This window comes from [Enterobacter] lignolyticus SCF1, from assembly GCF_000164865.1.
GTDB lineage: Bacteria > Pseudomonadota > Gammaproteobacteria > Enterobacterales > Enterobacteriaceae > Enterobacter_B > Enterobacter_B lignolyticus.
In genome coordinates this window covers 1,478,352-1,496,101 of record NC_014618.1, presented here as the reverse complement: position 1 = coordinate 1,496,101, position 17,750 = coordinate 1,478,352, and the positions used below count along the sequence as shown (strand labels likewise).

Here is a 17,750-nt window from a genome sequence, read left to right as displayed (position 1 = left end):
TACGCGGATTACTTCAGCGATCCTTTGAGGAACTGCTGCAGGCGCGGGCTTTTCGGGTTGCCGAACAGCTCGTCCGGGTGGCCCTCTTCTTCGATAAGTCCCTGGTGCAGGAAAATCACGTGTGAGGACACGTGGCGGGCAAAGCCCATCTCGTGCGTTACCACCACCATGGTTTTCCCCTCTTCCGCCAGCTTCTGCATGATGCGCAGCACTTCACCGACCAGCTCAGGGTCAAGCGCGGAGGTCGGTTCGTCAAACAGCAGCACCTCCGGCTCCATCGCCAGCGCGCGGGCGATGGACACACGCTGCTGCTGGCCGCCGGAGAGATGCACCGGATACTTAATCTGCTGGCGCTCATCGATACCCACTTTCGCCAGATATTTGACCGCGCGTTCACGGGCTTCCTGCTTGCTCAGGCCCAGCACCTGAATCGGCGCTTCCATGACGTTCTCCAGCACCGTCATATGGCTCCACAGGTTGAAGTGCTGGAACACCATCGTCAGGCGGGTGCGCAGCAGACGCAGCTGGTTTTTATCCGCCACCTTAAGCTGCCCGTCTTTATCACGCACCAGCGAGATATTCTGGCCGCTGACTACAATGTTGCCTTCGCTCGGCTTTTCGAGGAAGTTGATACAGCGCAGGAAGGTGCTCTTCCCCGACCCCGACGAGCCGATAATACTGATCACATCACCGGCGTTAGCCTTCAGTGACACCCCTTTCAGCACTTCATGTTCGCCGTAGCGCTTGTGCAGATCGATTACGTTTAATTTATTGTCAGGCATGATGTTCTCAGTGTGTCGAAGAGGGTTTCACATGTTGCAGCCAGCGTTTTTCCGCTTTGCGGAACAGGCTAATCAGCCCATAAGAGATAATCAGATACAGCACCGCGGCGATACCGAATGCCGTAAAGGGCTGATAGGTCGCCGAGTTAATATCGCGGGCTATCTTCAGCAAATCCGGTACCGTGGCCGTGAACGCCAGCGCCGTTGAGTGCAGCATCAGGATAACCTCATTGCTGTACGCCGGCAGCGCAATGCGCAGCGCGGAAGGCAGAATAATACAGCGATAGAGCTTCACGCTGGAGAAGCCGTACGCGCGAGCGGCTTCCACCTCTCCGGCCGGAACGGCGCGGATCGCACCGGCGAAAATCTCGGTGGTATAGGCGCAGGTGTTGAGGGTTAACGCCAGCACCGTACAGTTCAGCCCGCTGCGGAAGAAGGCGTTCAGCAACTCAGTGCCTTTCACGATTTCCAGCGTATACATCCCCGAGTAAAACACCAGCAGCTGAACGTACAGCGGCGTACCGCGGAAAATATAGGTAAACAACCAGATGGGGAACTGGATGTACTTGTTGCTCGAGACGCGGCCAATCGCCAGAAACAGCGCCAGCACGCCCCCCATCACCACGGAGGAGATCAGCAGCCACAGGGTAATGGCCACGCCGGTAAAGCGGTAGCCGTCGGTCCACAGCAGGGACTTCCAGTATTCCTGAATAATATCGATCACAGGTCGGCCCTCTTCACGCCCACGGAGTAACGACGCTCGAGCAGCAGCAGAACGCCGTTCGACACCGTCGTGAATACCAGATAAATAACGCCGCAGACGATAGCGAAGTAAAACGGCTCCCAGGTACTCTTACCGGCAAGCTGCGTCGCCTTCACCACATCCTCCAGCCCGAGCAGGGAGACCAGCGCCGTGGCTTTGAGAATGACCTGCCAGTTGTTGCCGATCCCCGGCAGCGCAAAGCGCATCATCGCCGGAAACAGGATACGTCGGAAGGTTTGACGGCTGGTAAAGCCGAAAGCGGTCGCGGCCTCAATGTGCCCTTTCGGCACCGCCAGAAACGCGCCGCGGAAGGTCTCGGTAAAATACGCGCCGTAGATAAAGCCGAGCGTGATGATACCGGCGATCATCGGGTCAATGTCGAACTGCGCCATCCCCATGGCGTCGGTTATTGTGTTCAGCGCAATCTGCAGCCCGTAAAAAATCAGCAGCATCAGCACCAGATCCGGCACACCGCGAATCAGCGTGGTATACCCTTCAAAAATCAGCGCCAGCCCGCGATTGCCAGAAAGCTTCGCCGCCGCACCCGCCAGGCCTATCAGCACCGCCAACACCACCGAGCTGATAGCCAGCTCAAGTGTGACAAGGGCTCCCTGGAAAATGACTTGTGAAAACCCGTACAGCATTCAGCCTGTCCTGTCTGTTCAGTACCGCCGCCTCTGGAAACGTCAGAAACGGCGGCTAATGCAGTGATTACTCACCGTATACGTTGAAATCGAAGTACTTCTTCGCCAACTTGTCGTAAGTGCCATCTGCACGCATTTGTGCAAAGGCTTTATTCAGCGCTTCACGCAGCTCATTATCTTCTTTGCGCAGGCCCATACCGGTGCCGACGCCGAACAGTTTCTCGTCCTTAATCGACGGGCCGCCGAACTGATAATCTTTACCGATAGGCTGTTTGAGGAAGCCTTCGCTGGCCGCGACTTCATCCTGGAATGCCGCATCGATACGACCTGCCGTCAGGTCAGAATAGATATTGTCCTGGCCCTGATAGGAGACGATTTCGATGCCTTTCGGCGCCCAGTGTTCGTTGCCGTAGGTTTCCTGCGTAGTGCCCTGCAGGACGCCGACGCGCTTGCCCTTCAGCGTGCTGAGCTCAGGCGTTACCGGGCTGCCTTTTTTCACCACCAGGCGAGAATCGGCTGCATAGAGCTTGTCGGTGAACGCAATCTCCTGCTGACGCTTTTCGGTGATCGACAGTGAAGACATAATGGCGTCGATCTTCTTCGCTTTTAACGATGGGATCAGCGCGTCCAGTGGGTTCTCAACGAAGGTACATTGCGTATTAATACGCTTACACAGCTCTTTCGCCAGATCGATGTCAAAACCGACCAGTTCGCCCTGCGCGTTTTTCGATTCGAAGGGAGCATAAGTCGGATCGGTACCGATACGGACTTTTTGCGGAATTGCTGCGAATACCGTGGAAACGCTGGAAAGTGCCAGCGCAAGAGAAAGCGTCAACGCCAGTTTTTTCATAACTATCCTCAACAGACTGTCATTTTTACGGGTTTAACAGAAGTATCTGAAACAGTTATCGTGCCACCTTTTAGGCGATTAAGGCAAAACTTTCCACCCGTTACGCAGCACTTTTTTGCACTATAAATGCTTAACTATGCACACCCTCACCAAAATGGTGCACTTTTTGCACCATAAAAGAGCAGGAAAAGGTTAATACACACCTGTATAGATCACTGTTTTGCCCGAAAGGCCCGGCAAGCCGGGCCTGTAGCGTCTTAGTTGCCGTAGACGTTAAAGTCGAAGTATTTCTTCGCCATCTTGTCGTAAGTACCGTCTTTGCGCAGATCGGCCAGCGCTTTATCAAACGCCGCTTTCAGCTCGACATCGTCCTTACGCAGGCCAACGCCGGTCCCATCGCCAAAGTACTTCTTGTCCTTAACGGAAGGGCCCGCAAACGCATAGTCCTTACCGGCTGGCTGCTTCAGGAAGCCTTCGCTGGCAGCGACTTCATCCTGGAATGCCGCATCAAGACGACCGGCCGCCAGATCGGAATAGATCAGATCCTGGTTCTGATAGGCCACAACATCCACACCTTTGGTACGCCAGTTCTCGTTGGCGTACGCTTCCTGAGTGGAGCCCTGCAGCACCCCAACGTGCTTGCCTTTCAGCGAGTCAATGGTAGGGACGATCGGCGAGCCTTTGGTCGCAATAAGACGCGAATCCGCCGCGTACAGCTTGTCAGAGAAGGCTATCTCCTGCTGGCGCTTTTCGGTGATTGAGAGGGAGGAAATAATGGCATCGATTTTCTTTGCCTTCAGCGAAGGGATCAGGGAATCGAAATCGCTGCCTACCCAGGTACACTTGATCTGCATGCGTTTGCACATCTCGTTACCCAGATCGATATCGAACCCGACAAAATCGCCTTTAGCATCTTTCGATGAGAACGGCGCATAGGTCGCATCAGTGCCGATACGAACGTTATGCGGCAGCGCCGCAAAAACGCTGGAAGCGCTGCTGATCCCAAGCAACAAAGAGAGAGCCAGAACTGTCTTCTTCATACATTACCCTTAAGTCTCGTGATGCCGTTGCGTGTGTTATGTTGTTTGTCGTGTTGTGTATTGCAATCCAGACCTGCACGTTTTATGCCACTCTGGACCCACGGCTGAAAACAACCGTTAGCGTGTTAATAAAACGTTGCAAATATGTCTCAAGAATGAAAGATACCAGCTATGGCAAATAAACCGCAGCGCTAAACAGCGAAAAAAGGGATTAAATGTTGAGGATTTGATCGGGGCTACAAAATCGCCCAATTCCAGGGCGAAGCGGCAACGCATGCACTATATTAGTGCAGTTAACGTGCACCCTGCCAGCGGGTAAAAAGGTCTTCGGAAAGGGTGATGTCGAACTGATCCAGCACTCGGTTAACGGTCTGATTAATCAGGTCATCAATCGACTGCGGACGGTGATAAAACGCCGGCACCGGCGGCATGATCGTCGCGCCGATTTCCGCCGCCTGGGTCATCAGCCGCAGATGGCCAAGATGCAGCGGCGTCTCGCGCACGCAAAGCACAAGTGGGCGACGCTCCTTCAGTACTACATCCGCCGCGCGGGTCAGCAGACCGTCGGTATAGCTGTTCACAATGCCGGACAGCGTTTTCATTGAACACGGTAAAATTACCATCCCTGCCGTTTTAAACGACCCGGAAGAGATAGCGGCGGCGATATCGCGGGCATCATGCACCACGTCGGCCAGCGCCTGCACCTCGCGCAGAGAAAAATCGGTTTCCAGGGTTAACGTCTGGCGGGCGGCCGGGCTTATCACCAGATGACTTTCCACTTCGGGAACATCGCGCAATACCTGCAGTAAACGTACGCCGTAAATTGCGCCGCTTGCGCCCGATATGCCCACAATGAGTCGTTTCATGATTTCGCCCCGCCATTCATCTGGGGCAGACTGTGCCGCATTTGTCGGGCAGTTGCAAGACGCAGTCCCCCGCTTTGTCACAAGCGGAGGACCGGAAGAGGTTAGCCTTCGTTATGCATCTCTAAGTTTTCCACTTCGTTCTGACGCAGCACCGCTTTGGCGTCGTCATTGCGCAGGGAATCCAGATAGTCGAGATACTGCTGATCGACATCCTTCGTCACGTACACGCCGTTGAACACCGAGCATTCAAACTGCTGGATGTCCGGGTTTTCGGCGCGTACCGCGTCGATCAGGTCGTCAAGATTCTGGAAGATCAGACCGTCTGCGCCGATAATCTGGCGGATCTCATCAACTTCGCGACCGTGGGCGATCAGTTCATTAGCGGTCGGCATATCGATGCCGTATACGTTCGGGAAGCGAATTTCCGGCGCGGCGGAAGCCAGATACACCTTCTTCGCCCCGGCCTCGCGCGCCATCTCAATAATCTGCTCCGAGGTGGTGCCGCGAACGATGGAGTCATCCACCAGCAGCACGTTCTTGTCGCGGAACTCGGCGCGGTTAGCATTAAGCTTGCGGCGTACGGACTTACGGCGCAGCTGCTGGCCCGGCATGATAAAGGTGCGGCCGACGTAGCGGTTTTTCACAAATCCCTGACGGTACGGCTTGCCCAGAATACGCGCAATTTCCAGCGCGATATCGCAGGAGGTTTCCGGAATCGGAATGACCACATCGATATCCAGATCTTCCCACTCGCGGGCGATTTTCTCGCCGAGCCGGGTGCCCATATTGACGCGTGCGCTGTAGACGGAAATTTTATCGATAAAGGAGTCCGGGCGCGCGAAGTAGACATACTCGAACAGGCACGGATTGCTGACCGGGTTATCCGCGCACTGGCGGGTAAACAGCTGGCCCTTTTCGGTAATGTAGATAGCTTCGCCAGGCGCTACGTCGCGCAGGAATTCAAAGCCCAGGGTATCCAGCGCCACGCTTTCCGACGCCACCATATATTCGGTACGACCGTCGCCGATATCGCGCTTGCCCAGCACCAGCGGGCGAATGCCGTTCGGGTCGCGGAAGGCCACCATACCGTGTCCGATAATCATCGCCACGCAGGCGTAAGCGCCGCGAATCTGGCGGTTGGTTGCCGCGATGGCGGCAAAAATGTTGTCGGCTTCAAGCGGATAGTGACGGAAGTTATCCAGCTCGCTGGCAAATACGTTGAGCAGGATTTCAGAATCAGACGTGGTGTTGATGTGACGACGTTTCTCTTCAAACAGCTTTTTACGCAGCTCATGCGCATTGGTCAGGTTGCCGTTGTGCGCAAGCGTAATGCCATAAGGGGAGTTGACGTAAAAAGGCTGCGCCTCGGACGCGCTGGAGCTGCCTGCCGTGGGATAACGAACATGGCCAATCCCCATATTGCCCTGCAGGCGCTGCATGTGGCGGGCTTCAAATACATCGCTCACCAGGCCGTTCGCTTTACGCAAGCGGAAGCCGTTGTTCGCATCAATCGTGATGATGCCCGCAGCATCCTGCCCACGGTGCTGCAGCACCGTTAACGCGTCATAAATCGACTGGTTGACCGGCATAACACCGGCGATACCGACAATACCGCACATACGTCTTTTCCTCGTTAAGCAACGACCCAAAGCTTATACTTTGGGCAAGAAACTTGACGAGCTTTGAAGGTATTCAAAAAACCATCTGATAACCGGCGAAAAATAGGGAATAAACTGCGACTGCTGCCAGTCTGCGCTTTTTGCCATACCGGTAAAGGTGTCGAGGAAAAACAGGATAGCGGCGATAATCAACACCCCACGCAATGCGCCGAAGCAGATCCCCAATACCCTGTCAGTACCCGACAAACCGGTTCTCTCCACCAGCTGACCTATCACGTAGTTGACGATAGCGCCGACGATGAGCGTCGCGATAAACAGCGCCGCAATAGCAATCCCATTTCGAACCCGTTCGTCTTCAAAGCCCGTAAACCAGACAGACAGGTCGGTGTAGTAATGGCTGGCCACGTAAAAAGCACAGCCCCACGTCACCAACGATAATGCTTCACGAACAAAGCCGCGGATAAGGCTCACCAGGCAAGAAAAACCCAGCACCGCAATAATGGCGTAATCAATCCAGACCATATGTGTCCCACGATGTTACGCCCTGTCGTCCGGTTCGGGGCGCATTCTAACAGAAAAAGAAAACGTTTGCGTAGGGATTTCCGTGCCCTACAAAAATAAAAAAAGCGCTGAAAAAACGTTCAGCGCCAGGTGCCGTAACGGCCTGTTTCCCTCGCGCAGACCCTCTCCTCTTGCGGGAGAGGGGTCAGCTTAAGGGCGAGTTAATTAGGCGTATATCCCATCACAACGCCGTTCAGCCCCGACAGCCGGTTCAGTTCACCCAGCGAACCTTTCAGCTTATCTTTCGATGCGTCCGGTCCCACCAGGATGCGGGTAATTTTACCCTGTGTCGGCGTGGAAGGCGATGTGTAAACCTTGAAGCCTGCACCGCGTAATTTGCCTACGATTTCATTGACTTTATCGGCATTCTTCAGCGCGCCCAGCTGTACGATATAGGCCTTGCCGACCGGCGCGGGCATGTTATCCGCGACCGGTTTCTGCGGCGCTGGCGCAGACTCTGTCGCCACCGCCAGCTGCTCGCTGGCGGTATCCCGCGCCGGCTTTGGCTGCGGCTGCGGTTTTTGCGCTACGGGCTTAGGTTTTGGCGGCGCCACCGGCTCTGGCGTCTGGTCAATATCGCTACCGCCGCTGTTAACCGCCATGCGCGATGCGTCCAGCGAAGGCGCGGCGGCGTCTCCGGCCCGCACCTCTTCCGCAGCACCTTCCGGCGGCTGCGACGGCAGCGCCTGCGTTGCGGCAGGCAGCATATCCGGCTCATCCTTATCGCCAGGCTTCGGTACCAGCGGGATTGCCGCAAACTCGTCCTGATAATGCTTTTTCTGGCCGTCAAGCAGCCCGGGGAGCACAATCACCCCGAGCGCTACCAGCGCAATGGTTCCGACTAAACGATTCTGAAACTTACTCGCCACCGGTTCTCCCCGCGTCCATCTCTTCCATTACATGGGCTACCGTGTGGAAGGACCCACACACCAGCACCGTATCTTCGGGGCGGGCATCGGCCATCGCCGTATGCCACGCCTGCGCTACAGTGGCATAGACTTCGCCATCGCGCAAATGTTCCACCAGCTGTTCCGCCGTCGCGCCTCGCGGCCCCTCAAGCGGCGCACAGTACCACCGATCGACAACTTCCGTCAGACACGCCAGCGTGCCCGCGATATCTTTATCATGAAGCATACCAATCACCGCCAGCGTGCGCCCGGTCTTTGGCAAGTTTTTGAGACGTCCGGCGAGGTACGCCGCCGCGTGCGGGTTGTGCGCCACGTCCAGAATAAGCCGCGGCGCGGCGCTGACTATCTGAAAGCGCCCAGGCAACGTCGCGCCGGCGATGCCGTCGCGGATCGCCTGCTCATCGACCGAAAGCCCGCTGGCGCGCAGCGCGGCAAGCGCGGTCGCGGCGTTAGGCTGCGGCACCTGCGGCAGCGGTAAACCGTTCAGCTCGCCCTGCTTATCGCTAAACCGCCAGCTGTCGTTTGCCACCTCAAAGCGCCAGTCGACGCCGCGACGCAGCAGCAGCGCCCCTTTTTCCACCGCCACCTCGGCAATCGTCTGCGGCATATCCGGCTCCCCGACCACCGCCGGTTTGCCCGCGCGGAAAATCCCCGCTTTTTCGCGGCCGATGCTTTCCCGGTCCGGCCCCAGCCAGTCAATATGATCGAGCGCGATGCTGGTCACCACCGCCACATCAGCATCAACGATGTTGGTCGCATCCAGACGGCCGCCGAGGCCCACCTCGAGGATAACCACGTCCAGCTGAGCGGCTTTAAACAGCCACAGCGCGGACAGCGTACCGAACTCAAAGTAGGTCAGCGACGTTTCGCCCCGTGCCGCTTCAATGGCGGCAAAGGAAGCCGTATGCGCCGATTCCGGCAGCTCTTCGCCCTGAATCCGTACCCGCTCGGTGTAGCGCACCAGATGCGGCGAGCTGTAGACGCCCACCTTTAAGCCTGCGGCCATCAGGATGGACTCCAGCGTCCGGCAGGTGGTGCCTTTACCGTTGGTACCCGCCACGGTGAAGACGAATGGCGCCGGTTTCTGCACCGCCATGCGCGTCGCCACGTCGCTCACGCGCGTTAACCCGAGATCGATCGTTTTTGTATGCAGATGTTCAAGATAAGAAAGCCACGTGGCCAGGGGCGACGTGGCGAGAGGAAGTTGGTCTTTTTCCATGATGCCCGCGATTGTTAACGGTGAAGAAAAGCAAAAAGGGCAGCGCCTGGTGGCCCTGCCCTTTGCATTATCAGGCCTCTGGTTCCTGATCCGGTACCGGCGGCACCACCACGCCTTCGCGCGGCGTATCCGGATTCGGCGCCGGGAGATTCATCAGCTTCGCCAGGACGCTGGCAAGCTTAAAGCGCATTTCCGGACGGCGAACAATCATGTCGATCGCGCCTTTTTCAATCAGGAATTCGCTGCGCTGGAAGCCCGGCGGCAATTTTTCACGCACGGTCTGCTCAATAACGCGAGGTCCGGCAAAGCCGATCAGCGCTTTCGGTTCGGCGATGTTGAGGTCGCCAAGCATCGCAAAGCTCGCGGACACGCCGCCCATGGTCGGGTCGGTCAGCACGGAGATGTACGGCAGACCCCGCTCCTGCATCTTCGCCAGCGCCGCAGAGGTTTTCGCCATCTGCATCAGCGACATCAGCGCTTCCTGCATGCGCGCGCCGCCGGAGGCGGAGAAGCACACCAGCGGGCAGTTATTTTCCAGCGCCTGCTCGACGGCACGGACAAAACGCGCGCCGACCACAGAGCCCATTGAGCCGCCCATAAAGGAGAACTCAAACGCCGCCGCGACCACAGGCATGCCGAACAGCGTGCCTTTCATCACGACCAGCGCGTCTTTCTCGCCGGTCTCTTTCTGCGCAGAGGCCAGACGGTCTTTGTATTTCTTGGAGTCACGAAACTTCAGCACGTCTTTCGGCTCAAGTTCGCTACCCAGTTCCACCAGAGTTCCTTCGTCCAGCAGGCTATGCAGGCGATTGCGCGCTGTCATACGCATGTGGTGATCGCACTTCGGGCAAACCTCCAGGTTGCGCTCCAGCTCTGCACGGTACAGAACCTGACCGCAGCTGTCGCACTTGGTCCATACCCCTTCCGGGATACTCGCCTTGCGGGTGGGGGTTATATTGCTTTTAATTCGTTCAATCCAGCTCATTGATAACCTTTCTGCCTGAACCTGGTCGATGCCAGTTTTGCCATAAGCGGCAAATAATGCCATTTTTACCGCTTACAGACCATGAAATGTTGCACATTAAAACATAAGAGCCAGAAACATGGGACAAAAAAGTGGTCTAACCCCTTTCTGTCCCCTGCTTTACTACGCTCGTGGCGTTATTTCACCTGTTTCGCCTGTTTTGCCGCCGCGCGCTTGTGACGGATGATTTCAATAACCCCCGGCAGCACCGACAGAACAATAATCGCGACAATCAGCAGCTTCAGGTTTTCCTGCACGATAGGCAGATCGCCGAACAGGTAGCCCGCATAGGTGAACAGCAGCACCCACAGCAGCGCGCCCACCACGTTATAGGCGGCAAAGTGGCGGTAGGACATATGCCCCATCCCGGCCACAAACGGCGCAAACGTACGGACGATAGGCACAAAACGCGCCAAAATGATGGTTTTCCCGCCGTGTTTTTCATAAAACGCGTGGGTCTTGTCGAGATAGCTGCGGCGGAAGATTTTCGAATTCGGATTGCTGAATAGCTTCTCGCCGAACACCCGGCCAATCGTATAGTTCAGCGCATCGCCGATAATCGCCGCGAGCACCATCAGCGCCACCATCAGGTGGACGTTCAGATCGTTCGTCGGCAGCGCGGAGAGCGCCCCGGCGACAAACAGCAGCGAATCGCCAGGCAGGAACGGCGTCACCACCAGGCCCGTTTCACAAAACAGGATCAAAAACAGAATGGCATACACCCAGACGCCGTAGTTGGCGACCAGTTCAGCCAGGTGAACATCAATATGCAGAATGAAATCAATTAAAAAGCGAATCAAATCCATAGTTGTCTAACCTTTAATGACTGCATGATTCAGTCCGCCAGAAACAGCGGCCCCATAGGCGGTTTTGGAAGGTCGAAACGCTCCGGATAATCCACCGAAACGAGATACAGCCCTTCCGCTTTTGCCGTTGCCGCCGCAAGCGTCCTGTCCTTCGCGGCCAACAGCTCTGCAATCCAGCTCTCCGGCTGGTTTCCGGCGCCTACTTCCATCAGGCTGCCCACAATATTCCGCACCATATGATGTACAAACGCGTTGGCTTTGATATCCACCACCACATACGCACCGTAACGCTCAACGTTAATGTGCATAACGTTTCGCCACGGCGTGCGCGACTGGCACTGCACCGCCCGAAACGACGTAAAATCATTCTCCCCCAGCAGGCACTGCGCAGCACGCTGCATCCGCGCGGCATCAAGCGGCTGGTGGTAATGCGTAACGCCCTGGCTTAGCACCGCCGGGCGCAGGCGATGATTATAGATGACATAGCGATAGCGACGCGCCGTTGCGCTGAAGCGCGCGTGAAAATCATCGGCGACATATTTCACCCAGCGCACCGCAATGTCACCAGGTAAATTCGCATTTACGCCCAGCGTCCACGCGGCGTCTTTACGCTCCGCGCGGGTTTCAAAATGAACAACCTGTCCGGTGCCGTGCACGCCGGCATCGGTACGTCCGGCGCAAAACACGGTTACCGGCTCGTTAGCCACCTGCGAGAGCGCTTTTTCCAGCTTTTCCTGCACGCTGCGCACTTCGTTCTGCCGCTGCCAGCCGTAATACTTGCTGCCGTCATATTCAATACCGAGGGCGATTTTATACACCGGCAGTTGTTCCGCTTCAGACATCAGTACAGATACTCCTGCACCAGCTTCTCAGCAATCTTCACCGCCATCAGCGCGCCGCCGAAGCGCACGTTATCGGCAACCGACCAGAACTGAATCTGTTCCGGCATGCCGTAATCGTTACGTACGCAGCCCACCGACAGATGCGCGCTGCCGGACGCATCGCCCACCTGGGTCGGAAATTCGTTTTCTTCCGACAGGACGATATCTTCGCCGCGGGCGAAAGCATCGCGCGCTTCCTCCGCCGCCAGCGGACGCAGCGCCTCGAAGCTCACCATCTGGGCGTGGCCGTAAAAGACCGGCGCGCGGACGCAGTGCGCGGAAATCATGACGCCTTCGTCCTGCAGAATCTTGCGGACCTCATCGACAATGCGGCGCTCTTCGCGCACGCTGCCTTCGCTATCCGGCAGCAGCGGCAGCATGTTGAACGCCAGCTGCTGACCAAAAAAGTCATCTTCATCGATGGGGATCCCGTTGAGCAGTTTCGCGCTCTGACCGGCCAGCGCATCAACCGCTTTTTTACCCTGCGCCGAGGCCGACAGCAGGTTGGTGACTGCAATGCGCGACAGTCCGCCCTCATCAATCAGCGGCTTCAGCGCGGCAAGCAGCTGGCTGGACAGGCTGCCCGGGACGGCAATGATGTTGCGGTTACGGTAGTCGGCCAGCACGAACGGGTTCACTTCCGGCACCACCAGCGGCACGTCAGGTTCGAGCGCGAACAGCCCGCTAAGATCGATAATCAGGCAGCCCGCGTTAACGGCTTCTTCGGCATACGTTGCAGAAGCCTCGGCGCCGGCGGCAAAAAACGCCAGCTGCGCCTGGGTCCAGTCAAACGCGGCGGCATCCTGAACCATGACGGATTTACCGCCAAAACGCAGGTGCTCACCGGCGCTGTCAGCACGCGCCAGCGCATAGATTTCCCCCACCGGGAACTGACGCTCAGCAAGTGTTTCGAGCAGGGCTTCACCGACGGCGCCCGTGGCGCCTAAAATGGCAATATTCCAGCCTTCAGACATGGTGGTTTACTCCAGAAATAAAATGACCGCCCCGCCAGCATAGTGACGGGGGAGTCTTAAGAAGACATTAACGGACGGAATGGTTGTGAGTATAAACTGCGTTAAATCCCAGCTTATGCAGCAGTTCGGCTGCCGCTTTATCGTCACACATAACGTATAGCGACGACCATTCACGTCGTTCGAGATAATTTTTACGCAATTTATCGAATTCACCCGGAATTCCCGCTACTTTTCGCAGCGGCGCATCATCGCGGCGCACATCATACACTAAATGCACCAGCCTTTTCAGCGTAGACTCGTCGAGCGCGCCGTGAAGCGTGACACGACCGAATTCCGGCGCGGGCAGCAGCGAGTCGAGCGCCACCTGCTGCGGATGCCCGATAAACTGGCTATAGGCTTCAAAGACCTGCGTGGTCCCGCGCGCTTTCCCTTCCAGCGTATAGCCCGCAATGTGCGCCGTACCGATATCTACCCGTTCGAGCAGCGCGGTATTGAGCTCCGGCTCCGGCTCCCACACGTCCAGCACTACGCTGAGCGGCTGGCCCGCCTGCAAGCGCGCCAGCAGCGCGGCGTTATCCACCACCGGGCCGCGGCAGGCGTTAATTAAAATCGTCCCCGGCTTCAGGCGGCGGATCAGGGCGTCATCCGCCAGATGCAGCGTCCGGTAGGGCCCGTCTTTAAACAGCGGCGTATGGAAGGTCAGGATATCCGCCTCCTGCACCAGCTCATCCAGCGTGCGGAAATCCTCATCGTCGCCCTTATCGGCGCGCGGCGGGTCGCACAGCAGCGTGCGGATCCCCAACGCCTCCAGGCGTTTTTGCAGACGCCCGCCGACGTTGCCGACGCCGACAATCCCCACGGTGCGATCCGCAAGGGAAAAGCCATCGCGTTCCGCCAGCATCAGCAGCGCGGAGAACACATACTCCACAACCGCAATGGCGTTACAGCCCGGCGCTGCCGAAAAACCGATTCCCGCCTGCGCAAGCCAGGCATCATCCACATGATCGGTACCTGCCGTTGCCGTACCGACAAATTTGACCGGTTTCCCGGCAAGCAGCGCTTCATTCACTTTAGTGACCGAACGCACCATTAACGCGTCCGCATCGTCCAGCTCATGCTGCGGAATTGGGCGTCCGGCAACGGCCTTTACCTCACCCAGGCGGCTGAACAGCTCGCGGGCGTAGGGCATATTTTCATCAACGAGGATTTTCACGGTACAGTACCTGTGTGAGACGAGAGTTAACCGGGGAAGTGTGCCATAATCTTGCCGCCAGGAACACAGACAACCTGGATGACACCGGTCGGACACACAGGATCCATCATGACGCAACCCATCTCTGGTATGCCCGCGCGCCCGCCTGCGGAAGGTCTTCCCCCCTCGGTACCTGGCGAACAGCCCCTATCCACCCAGCAGCGTACGGTGCTTGAACGGCTGGTAACCCGGTTGATCGCGCTCACCTCGCAGCAAAATGCGGAAGTGTGGGCCGGGGTTAAGCATGATTTGGGGCTCAAGGGAGATGCGCAACTGCTGTCGCGCCACTTCCCGGCGGCAGAGCAGAACCTTAACCATCGTCTGGAAAACGCCCAGCAAAACCTGAGCGTGCGCCAGACGCTTTCCCAGCTGACGGAGCTTCTGAGCCTTGGCAATAACCGTCAGGCGGTCAGCGATTTTATCCGCCAGCAGTATGGCCAGACGGCGCTCAGCCAGCTCACGCCGGAGCAGCTGCGCAACGTGCTGCAGCTGCTGCAAAACAACCAGCTGAACATTCCGCAGCCGCAGCAGCGCCCGGCAACCGCGCGCCCCCTGCTGCCCGCGGAGCACAACACGCTCAATCAGCTGGTGAATAAGGTGTCGGCCGCCACCGGGGAATCCAGCAAAATTATCTGGCAGTCAATGCTTGAGCTTTCCGGGGTAAAAACCGGCGAGCTGATTCCGGCGAAGCACTTCAACGCGCTGATGACCTGGCTGCAGGCGCGTCAGACGCTCAGTACGCAGAACGCCCCTACGCTCAATAGCGTGCAGGCTGCGCTCAAGCAGCCGATGGAGCCCCACGAGTGGCAGTCAATTCGCGACTATGCGCAGCAAAACTGGCAGGTCACGCCGCAGGCCATTCTGACCACCGCGCAGGTGCAGGACCTGCTCAACCAAATCTTCCTCAAGCGCGTCGAACAACATTCGCCGGATACGCTGGAAATTCGCAATATTCAGCCGATCTACAGCCCGTTTGCGCCACTGATTGACAACGTGAAGGCGCTGTCGGCGCGCCCGGGCCTGATGCTGATCGCTATCGTCGTCGCGCTTGCGCTTATCTGGCTGGTTCTCTGAGCGCCAGCAGGGTCACCAGAATACCGACGACGGCGGAAATCGCCCCGGCAAGGAAGACGGACGGATATCCCCAGGAGGTTGCCAGCAGCCCCGCCAGCGGACCGGTTACGCCGTAGGAGATGTCCTGAAACGCCGCATAGCCGCCCAACGCCGTACCGCGAACCTGCGGCGGAACCCGCTTCACCACCTCAACGCCGAGCGCCGGGAAAATCAGCGAACAGCCGGCGCCGGTCAGCGCCGCACCGGCCAGCGCGATCCAGGCCCCCGGCGCCTGCCAGAGCAGAATCAGACCGAGCGCCTCCACGAGCAGCGAGACAATGGCGACGTTTACGCCGCCAAAACGGTCAGGCATCCAGCCAAACAGAATTCGCATCAGTACAAACGCGCCGCCAAAGGCGGTTAGCGTGAACCCCGCCATGGGCCAGCCGTTACTCATAAAATAGAGCGAGACAAAGGTGCCTATCACGGCGAATCCCACGCCCTGCAGCGCCAGCCCAATCCCCGGTTTCCAGATAAGCCCGATAACGCTCCATAGCGACGGGCGCACCCCGGCATGGGCGGGTACTTTTCGCACGGTTCCATTAAACGCCCATGCCAGCAGCGGCAGCGCCATCGTGGCGGCCGACAGCGCGGCAAAGCCGTAATAGCTGTGAATCAGCAGCCCCAGCGGCGCCCCGGCCGCCAGCGCGCCGTAAATGGCCATGCCGTTCCACGACATGACCTTGCCAGAGCGGCCGGGCCCCACCAGCCCCATCCCCCAGGTCAATGTCCCGGTCAGCAGTTGGCTTTCGCCAAAACCAAGAATCAGCCGTCCGACGACAAGCAGCGCGAATTTATACATTGCCGCTACCGGCAGCAGCGCCGCCAGCAGCCACGCGCCCCCGGCCAGCGCGCAGGCAAGCATCCCCTGCAGCGCAGAGCGCTTAGCGCCATGCTGGTCGGCGAGCCGTCCGGCATAGCCGCGGGTCAGCACGGTCGCCAGAAACTGAATGCCCACCGCAATACCGACCAGGGTATTGCCGTAGCCCAGCTCCTGGTGCACAAACAGCGGGATCACCGGCAGCGGCAAGCCGACGGTCATATAGGTGAGGAAAACGGCAAACGCGATGCGGAATAATTCGGCGTTAGAACGGTTGCGCGGCGTCGTGGTAGCGTTCGGATTCATAACAGGAAAGTAAAACCAGAAAAAAAAGAAGGGAGCCATTCGGCTCCCTGGAGTGTCGGTTATTTTAGGCTTAAAGCTTACGCATCACCAGCGTGGCGTTGGTGCCGCCGAAACCGAAGCTGTTGGACATGACGGTGGTCAGCGTCGCGTCGGTCGGTTTGGTCACGATGTTCAGACCCTGAGCCTGCTCGTCCAGCTCTTCAACGTTGATGCTTGGGGCGATAAAGCCGTGTTCCAGCATCAGCAGAGAGTAGATGGCTTCCTGTACGCCAGCGGCGCCCAGGGAGTGACCGGTCATGGCTTTGGTCGCAGAGATGGCCGGGCTGTTGTCGCCGAAAACTTCACGGATAGCGCCGAGCTCTTTGACGTCGCCTACCGGCGTAGACGTGCCGTGGGAGTTCAGGTAGTCGATCGGCGTATCCACGCCGTGCATCGCCATCTGCATGCAGCGCACCGCGCCTTCGCCCGACGGCGCTACCATGTCTGCGCCATCAGAGGTTGCGCCGTAGCCAACGATTTCCGCGTAGATATGCGCGCCGCGCGCCAGAGCATGCTCCAGCTCCTCAACGACAACCATACCGCCGCCGCCTGCGATAACGAAGCCGTCACGGTTCGCATCATAGGTACGGGAGGCTTTTTCCGGAGTGTCGTTGTACTTGGTGGACAGCGCGCCCATCGCGTCGAACTCGCAGGCCATTTCCCAGCACAGCTCTTCGCCGCCGCCGGCAAACACGATGTCCTGTTTGCCCAGCTGAATCTGCTCTACCGCGTTACCGATGCAGTGTGCGGAGGTCGCACAGGCGGAGCTGATGGAGTAGTTGACGCCGTGGATTTTAAACGGCGTGGCGAGGCAGGCGGAAACGCCGGACGCCATCGCTTTGGTCACAACATAAGGGCCTACGGCTTTCAGACCGCGCGGGCTGCGCATGGCGTCTGCGCCAAAGACCTGGAATTTCGGGGAGCCGCCGCCGGAACCTGCAATCAGGCCAACGCGCGGGTTATTTTGATAAACCTCTGCAGAGAGACCAGCATCAGCAATCGCCTGCTCCATAGACAAGAAAGCATAAATGGATGCGTCGCTCATAAAGCGCACAACTTTACGGTCGATGAGGCCAGTGGTATCCAGTTTTACGTTGCCCCAGACGTGGCTACGCATGCCGGAATCTTTCAGCTCCTGAGAGAAAGTGATCCCAGAGCGTCCTTCACGCAGAGATGCCAGGACTTCCTGCTGGTTGTTACCGATGCTGGAAACAATGCCCAGGCCAGTAATCACTGCACGTTTCATTCAATACCTCTGTAAGTCGCACTATTTAACGTTTCGT

Annotated in this window: 18 protein-coding genes; 1 reads left to right on the top strand and 17 read right to left on the bottom strand. The window is 57.8% G+C overall.

Going from position 1 to position 17,750, the window contains the following annotated elements; all coding sequences use genetic code 11:
- Positions 1–8: 8 nt before the first annotated feature.
- The 15 genes from hisP to pdxB all read right to left on the bottom strand — a co-directional run bounded on the left by hisP (position 9) and on the right by pdxB (position 14,150).
- On the bottom strand, positions 9–782 hold the full coding sequence (gene hisP / locus ENTCL_RS07075; RefSeq protein ID WP_013365425.1) for a histidine ABC transporter ATP-binding protein HisP: 774 nt from the start codon (positions 780–782) through the stop codon (positions 9–11).
- A gap of 7 nt (positions 783–789) precedes the next feature.
- Positions 790–1,506 carry an ABC transporter permease gene (locus ENTCL_RS07070; protein WP_013365424.1) on the bottom strand — a complete coding sequence of 239 codons (717 nt, stop codon included), beginning with the start codon at positions 1,504–1,506 and terminating at the stop codon, positions 790–792.
- Positions 1,503–2,189: a histidine ABC transporter permease HisQ gene (locus ENTCL_RS07065; protein ID WP_013365423.1), complete on the bottom strand. Its 687-nt coding sequence runs from the start codon at positions 2,187–2,189 to the stop codon at positions 1,503–1,505. The genes ENTCL_RS07070 and ENTCL_RS07065 overlap by 4 nt, the downstream gene beginning before the upstream one ends.
- Positions 2,190–2,256: 67 nt before the next feature.
- Positions 2,257–3,039, bottom strand: a complete 783-nt coding sequence (hisJ, locus tag ENTCL_RS07060; RefSeq protein ID WP_013365422.1) for a histidine ABC transporter substrate-binding protein HisJ — start codon at positions 3,037–3,039, stop codon at positions 2,257–2,259.
- 257 nt (positions 3,040–3,296) lie between these two features.
- Positions 3,297–4,079, bottom strand: coding sequence for a lysine/arginine/ornithine ABC transporter substrate-binding protein ArgT (gene argT / locus ENTCL_RS07055; RefSeq protein ID WP_013365421.1), 783 nt, complete (start codon positions 4,077–4,079; stop codon positions 3,297–3,299).
- 293 nt (positions 4,080–4,372) lie between these two features.
- Positions 4,373–4,945 (bottom strand): UbiX family flavin prenyltransferase, encoded by a 573-nt coding sequence (locus tag ENTCL_RS07050; RefSeq protein ID WP_013365420.1) that lies wholly within the window; start codon positions 4,943–4,945, stop codon positions 4,373–4,375.
- Between the two features lie 101 nt (positions 4,946–5,046).
- On the bottom strand, positions 5,047–6,564 hold the full coding sequence (gene purF / locus ENTCL_RS07045; RefSeq protein WP_013365419.1) for an amidophosphoribosyltransferase: 1,518 nt from the start codon (positions 6,562–6,564) through the stop codon (positions 5,047–5,049).
- A gap of 33 nt (positions 6,565–6,597) precedes the next feature.
- On the bottom strand, positions 6,598–7,086 hold the full coding sequence (cvpA, locus tag ENTCL_RS07040; RefSeq protein ID WP_013365418.1) for a colicin V production protein: 489 nt from the start codon (positions 7,084–7,086) through the stop codon (positions 6,598–6,600).
- Positions 7,087–7,286: 200 nt separating this feature from the next.
- The gene (gene dedD / locus ENTCL_RS07035) at positions 7,287–7,994 is read right to left on the bottom strand and encodes a cell division protein DedD (RefSeq protein WP_013365417.1); all 708 of its coding nucleotides are present in this window, start codon (positions 7,992–7,994) and stop codon (positions 7,287–7,289) included.
- Positions 7,984–9,252 (bottom strand): bifunctional tetrahydrofolate synthase/dihydrofolate synthase, encoded by a 1,269-nt coding sequence (gene folC / locus ENTCL_RS07030; RefSeq protein WP_013365416.1) that lies wholly within the window; start codon positions 9,250–9,252, stop codon positions 7,984–7,986. The genes dedD and folC overlap by 11 nt, the downstream gene beginning before the upstream one ends.
- Before the next feature lie 70 nt (positions 9,253–9,322).
- Positions 9,323–10,237, bottom strand: a complete 915-nt coding sequence (gene accD, locus ENTCL_RS07025; RefSeq protein ID WP_013365415.1) for an acetyl-CoA carboxylase, carboxyltransferase subunit beta — start codon at positions 10,235–10,237, stop codon at positions 9,323–9,325.
- A 176-nt stretch (positions 10,238–10,413) separates the two neighbouring features.
- Positions 10,414–11,082: a DedA family protein gene (locus ENTCL_RS07020; RefSeq protein ID WP_013365414.1), complete on the bottom strand. Its 669-nt coding sequence runs from the start codon at positions 11,080–11,082 to the stop codon at positions 10,414–10,416.
- 29 nt (positions 11,083–11,111) lie between these two features.
- Positions 11,112–11,924 (bottom strand): tRNA pseudouridine(38-40) synthase TruA, encoded by an 813-nt coding sequence (gene truA, locus ENTCL_RS07015; protein WP_013365413.1) that lies wholly within the window; start codon positions 11,922–11,924, stop codon positions 11,112–11,114.
- The gene (locus tag ENTCL_RS07010) at positions 11,924–12,937 is read right to left on the bottom strand and encodes an aspartate-semialdehyde dehydrogenase (RefSeq protein ID WP_013365412.1); all 1,014 of its coding nucleotides are present in this window, start codon (positions 12,935–12,937) and stop codon (positions 11,924–11,926) included. The genes truA and ENTCL_RS07010 overlap by 1 nt, the downstream gene beginning before the upstream one ends.
- A gap of 67 nt (positions 12,938–13,004) precedes the next feature.
- Entirely contained in the window at positions 13,005–14,150 is a 1,146-nt protein-coding gene (gene pdxB, locus ENTCL_RS07005) for a 4-phosphoerythronate dehydrogenase PdxB (RefSeq protein WP_013365411.1), read from the bottom strand.
- Between the two features lie 108 nt (positions 14,151–14,258).
- Here pdxB and flk point away from each other — a divergent pair, with 108 nt between their 5' ends.
- Positions 14,259–15,263 carry a flagella biosynthesis regulator Flk gene (gene flk / locus ENTCL_RS07000; RefSeq protein WP_013365410.1) on the top strand — a complete coding sequence of 335 codons (1,005 nt, stop codon included), beginning with the start codon at positions 14,259–14,261 and terminating at the stop codon, positions 15,261–15,263.
- On the opposite strand, the gene ENTCL_RS06995 is transcribed toward flk, so the two are convergent.
- Both ENTCL_RS06995 and fabB read right to left on the bottom strand, forming a co-directional pair.
- Positions 15,244–16,428, bottom strand: a complete 1,185-nt coding sequence (locus ENTCL_RS06995) for an MFS transporter (protein WP_044612081.1) — start codon at positions 16,426–16,428, stop codon at positions 15,244–15,246. The genes flk and ENTCL_RS06995 overlap by 20 nt on opposite strands.
- Before the next feature lie 70 nt (positions 16,429–16,498).
- The gene (fabB, locus tag ENTCL_RS06990) at positions 16,499–17,713 is read right to left on the bottom strand and encodes a beta-ketoacyl-ACP synthase I (RefSeq protein WP_013365408.1); all 1,215 of its coding nucleotides are present in this window, start codon (positions 17,711–17,713) and stop codon (positions 16,499–16,501) included.
- Positions 17,714–17,750: the final 37 nt, after the last annotated feature.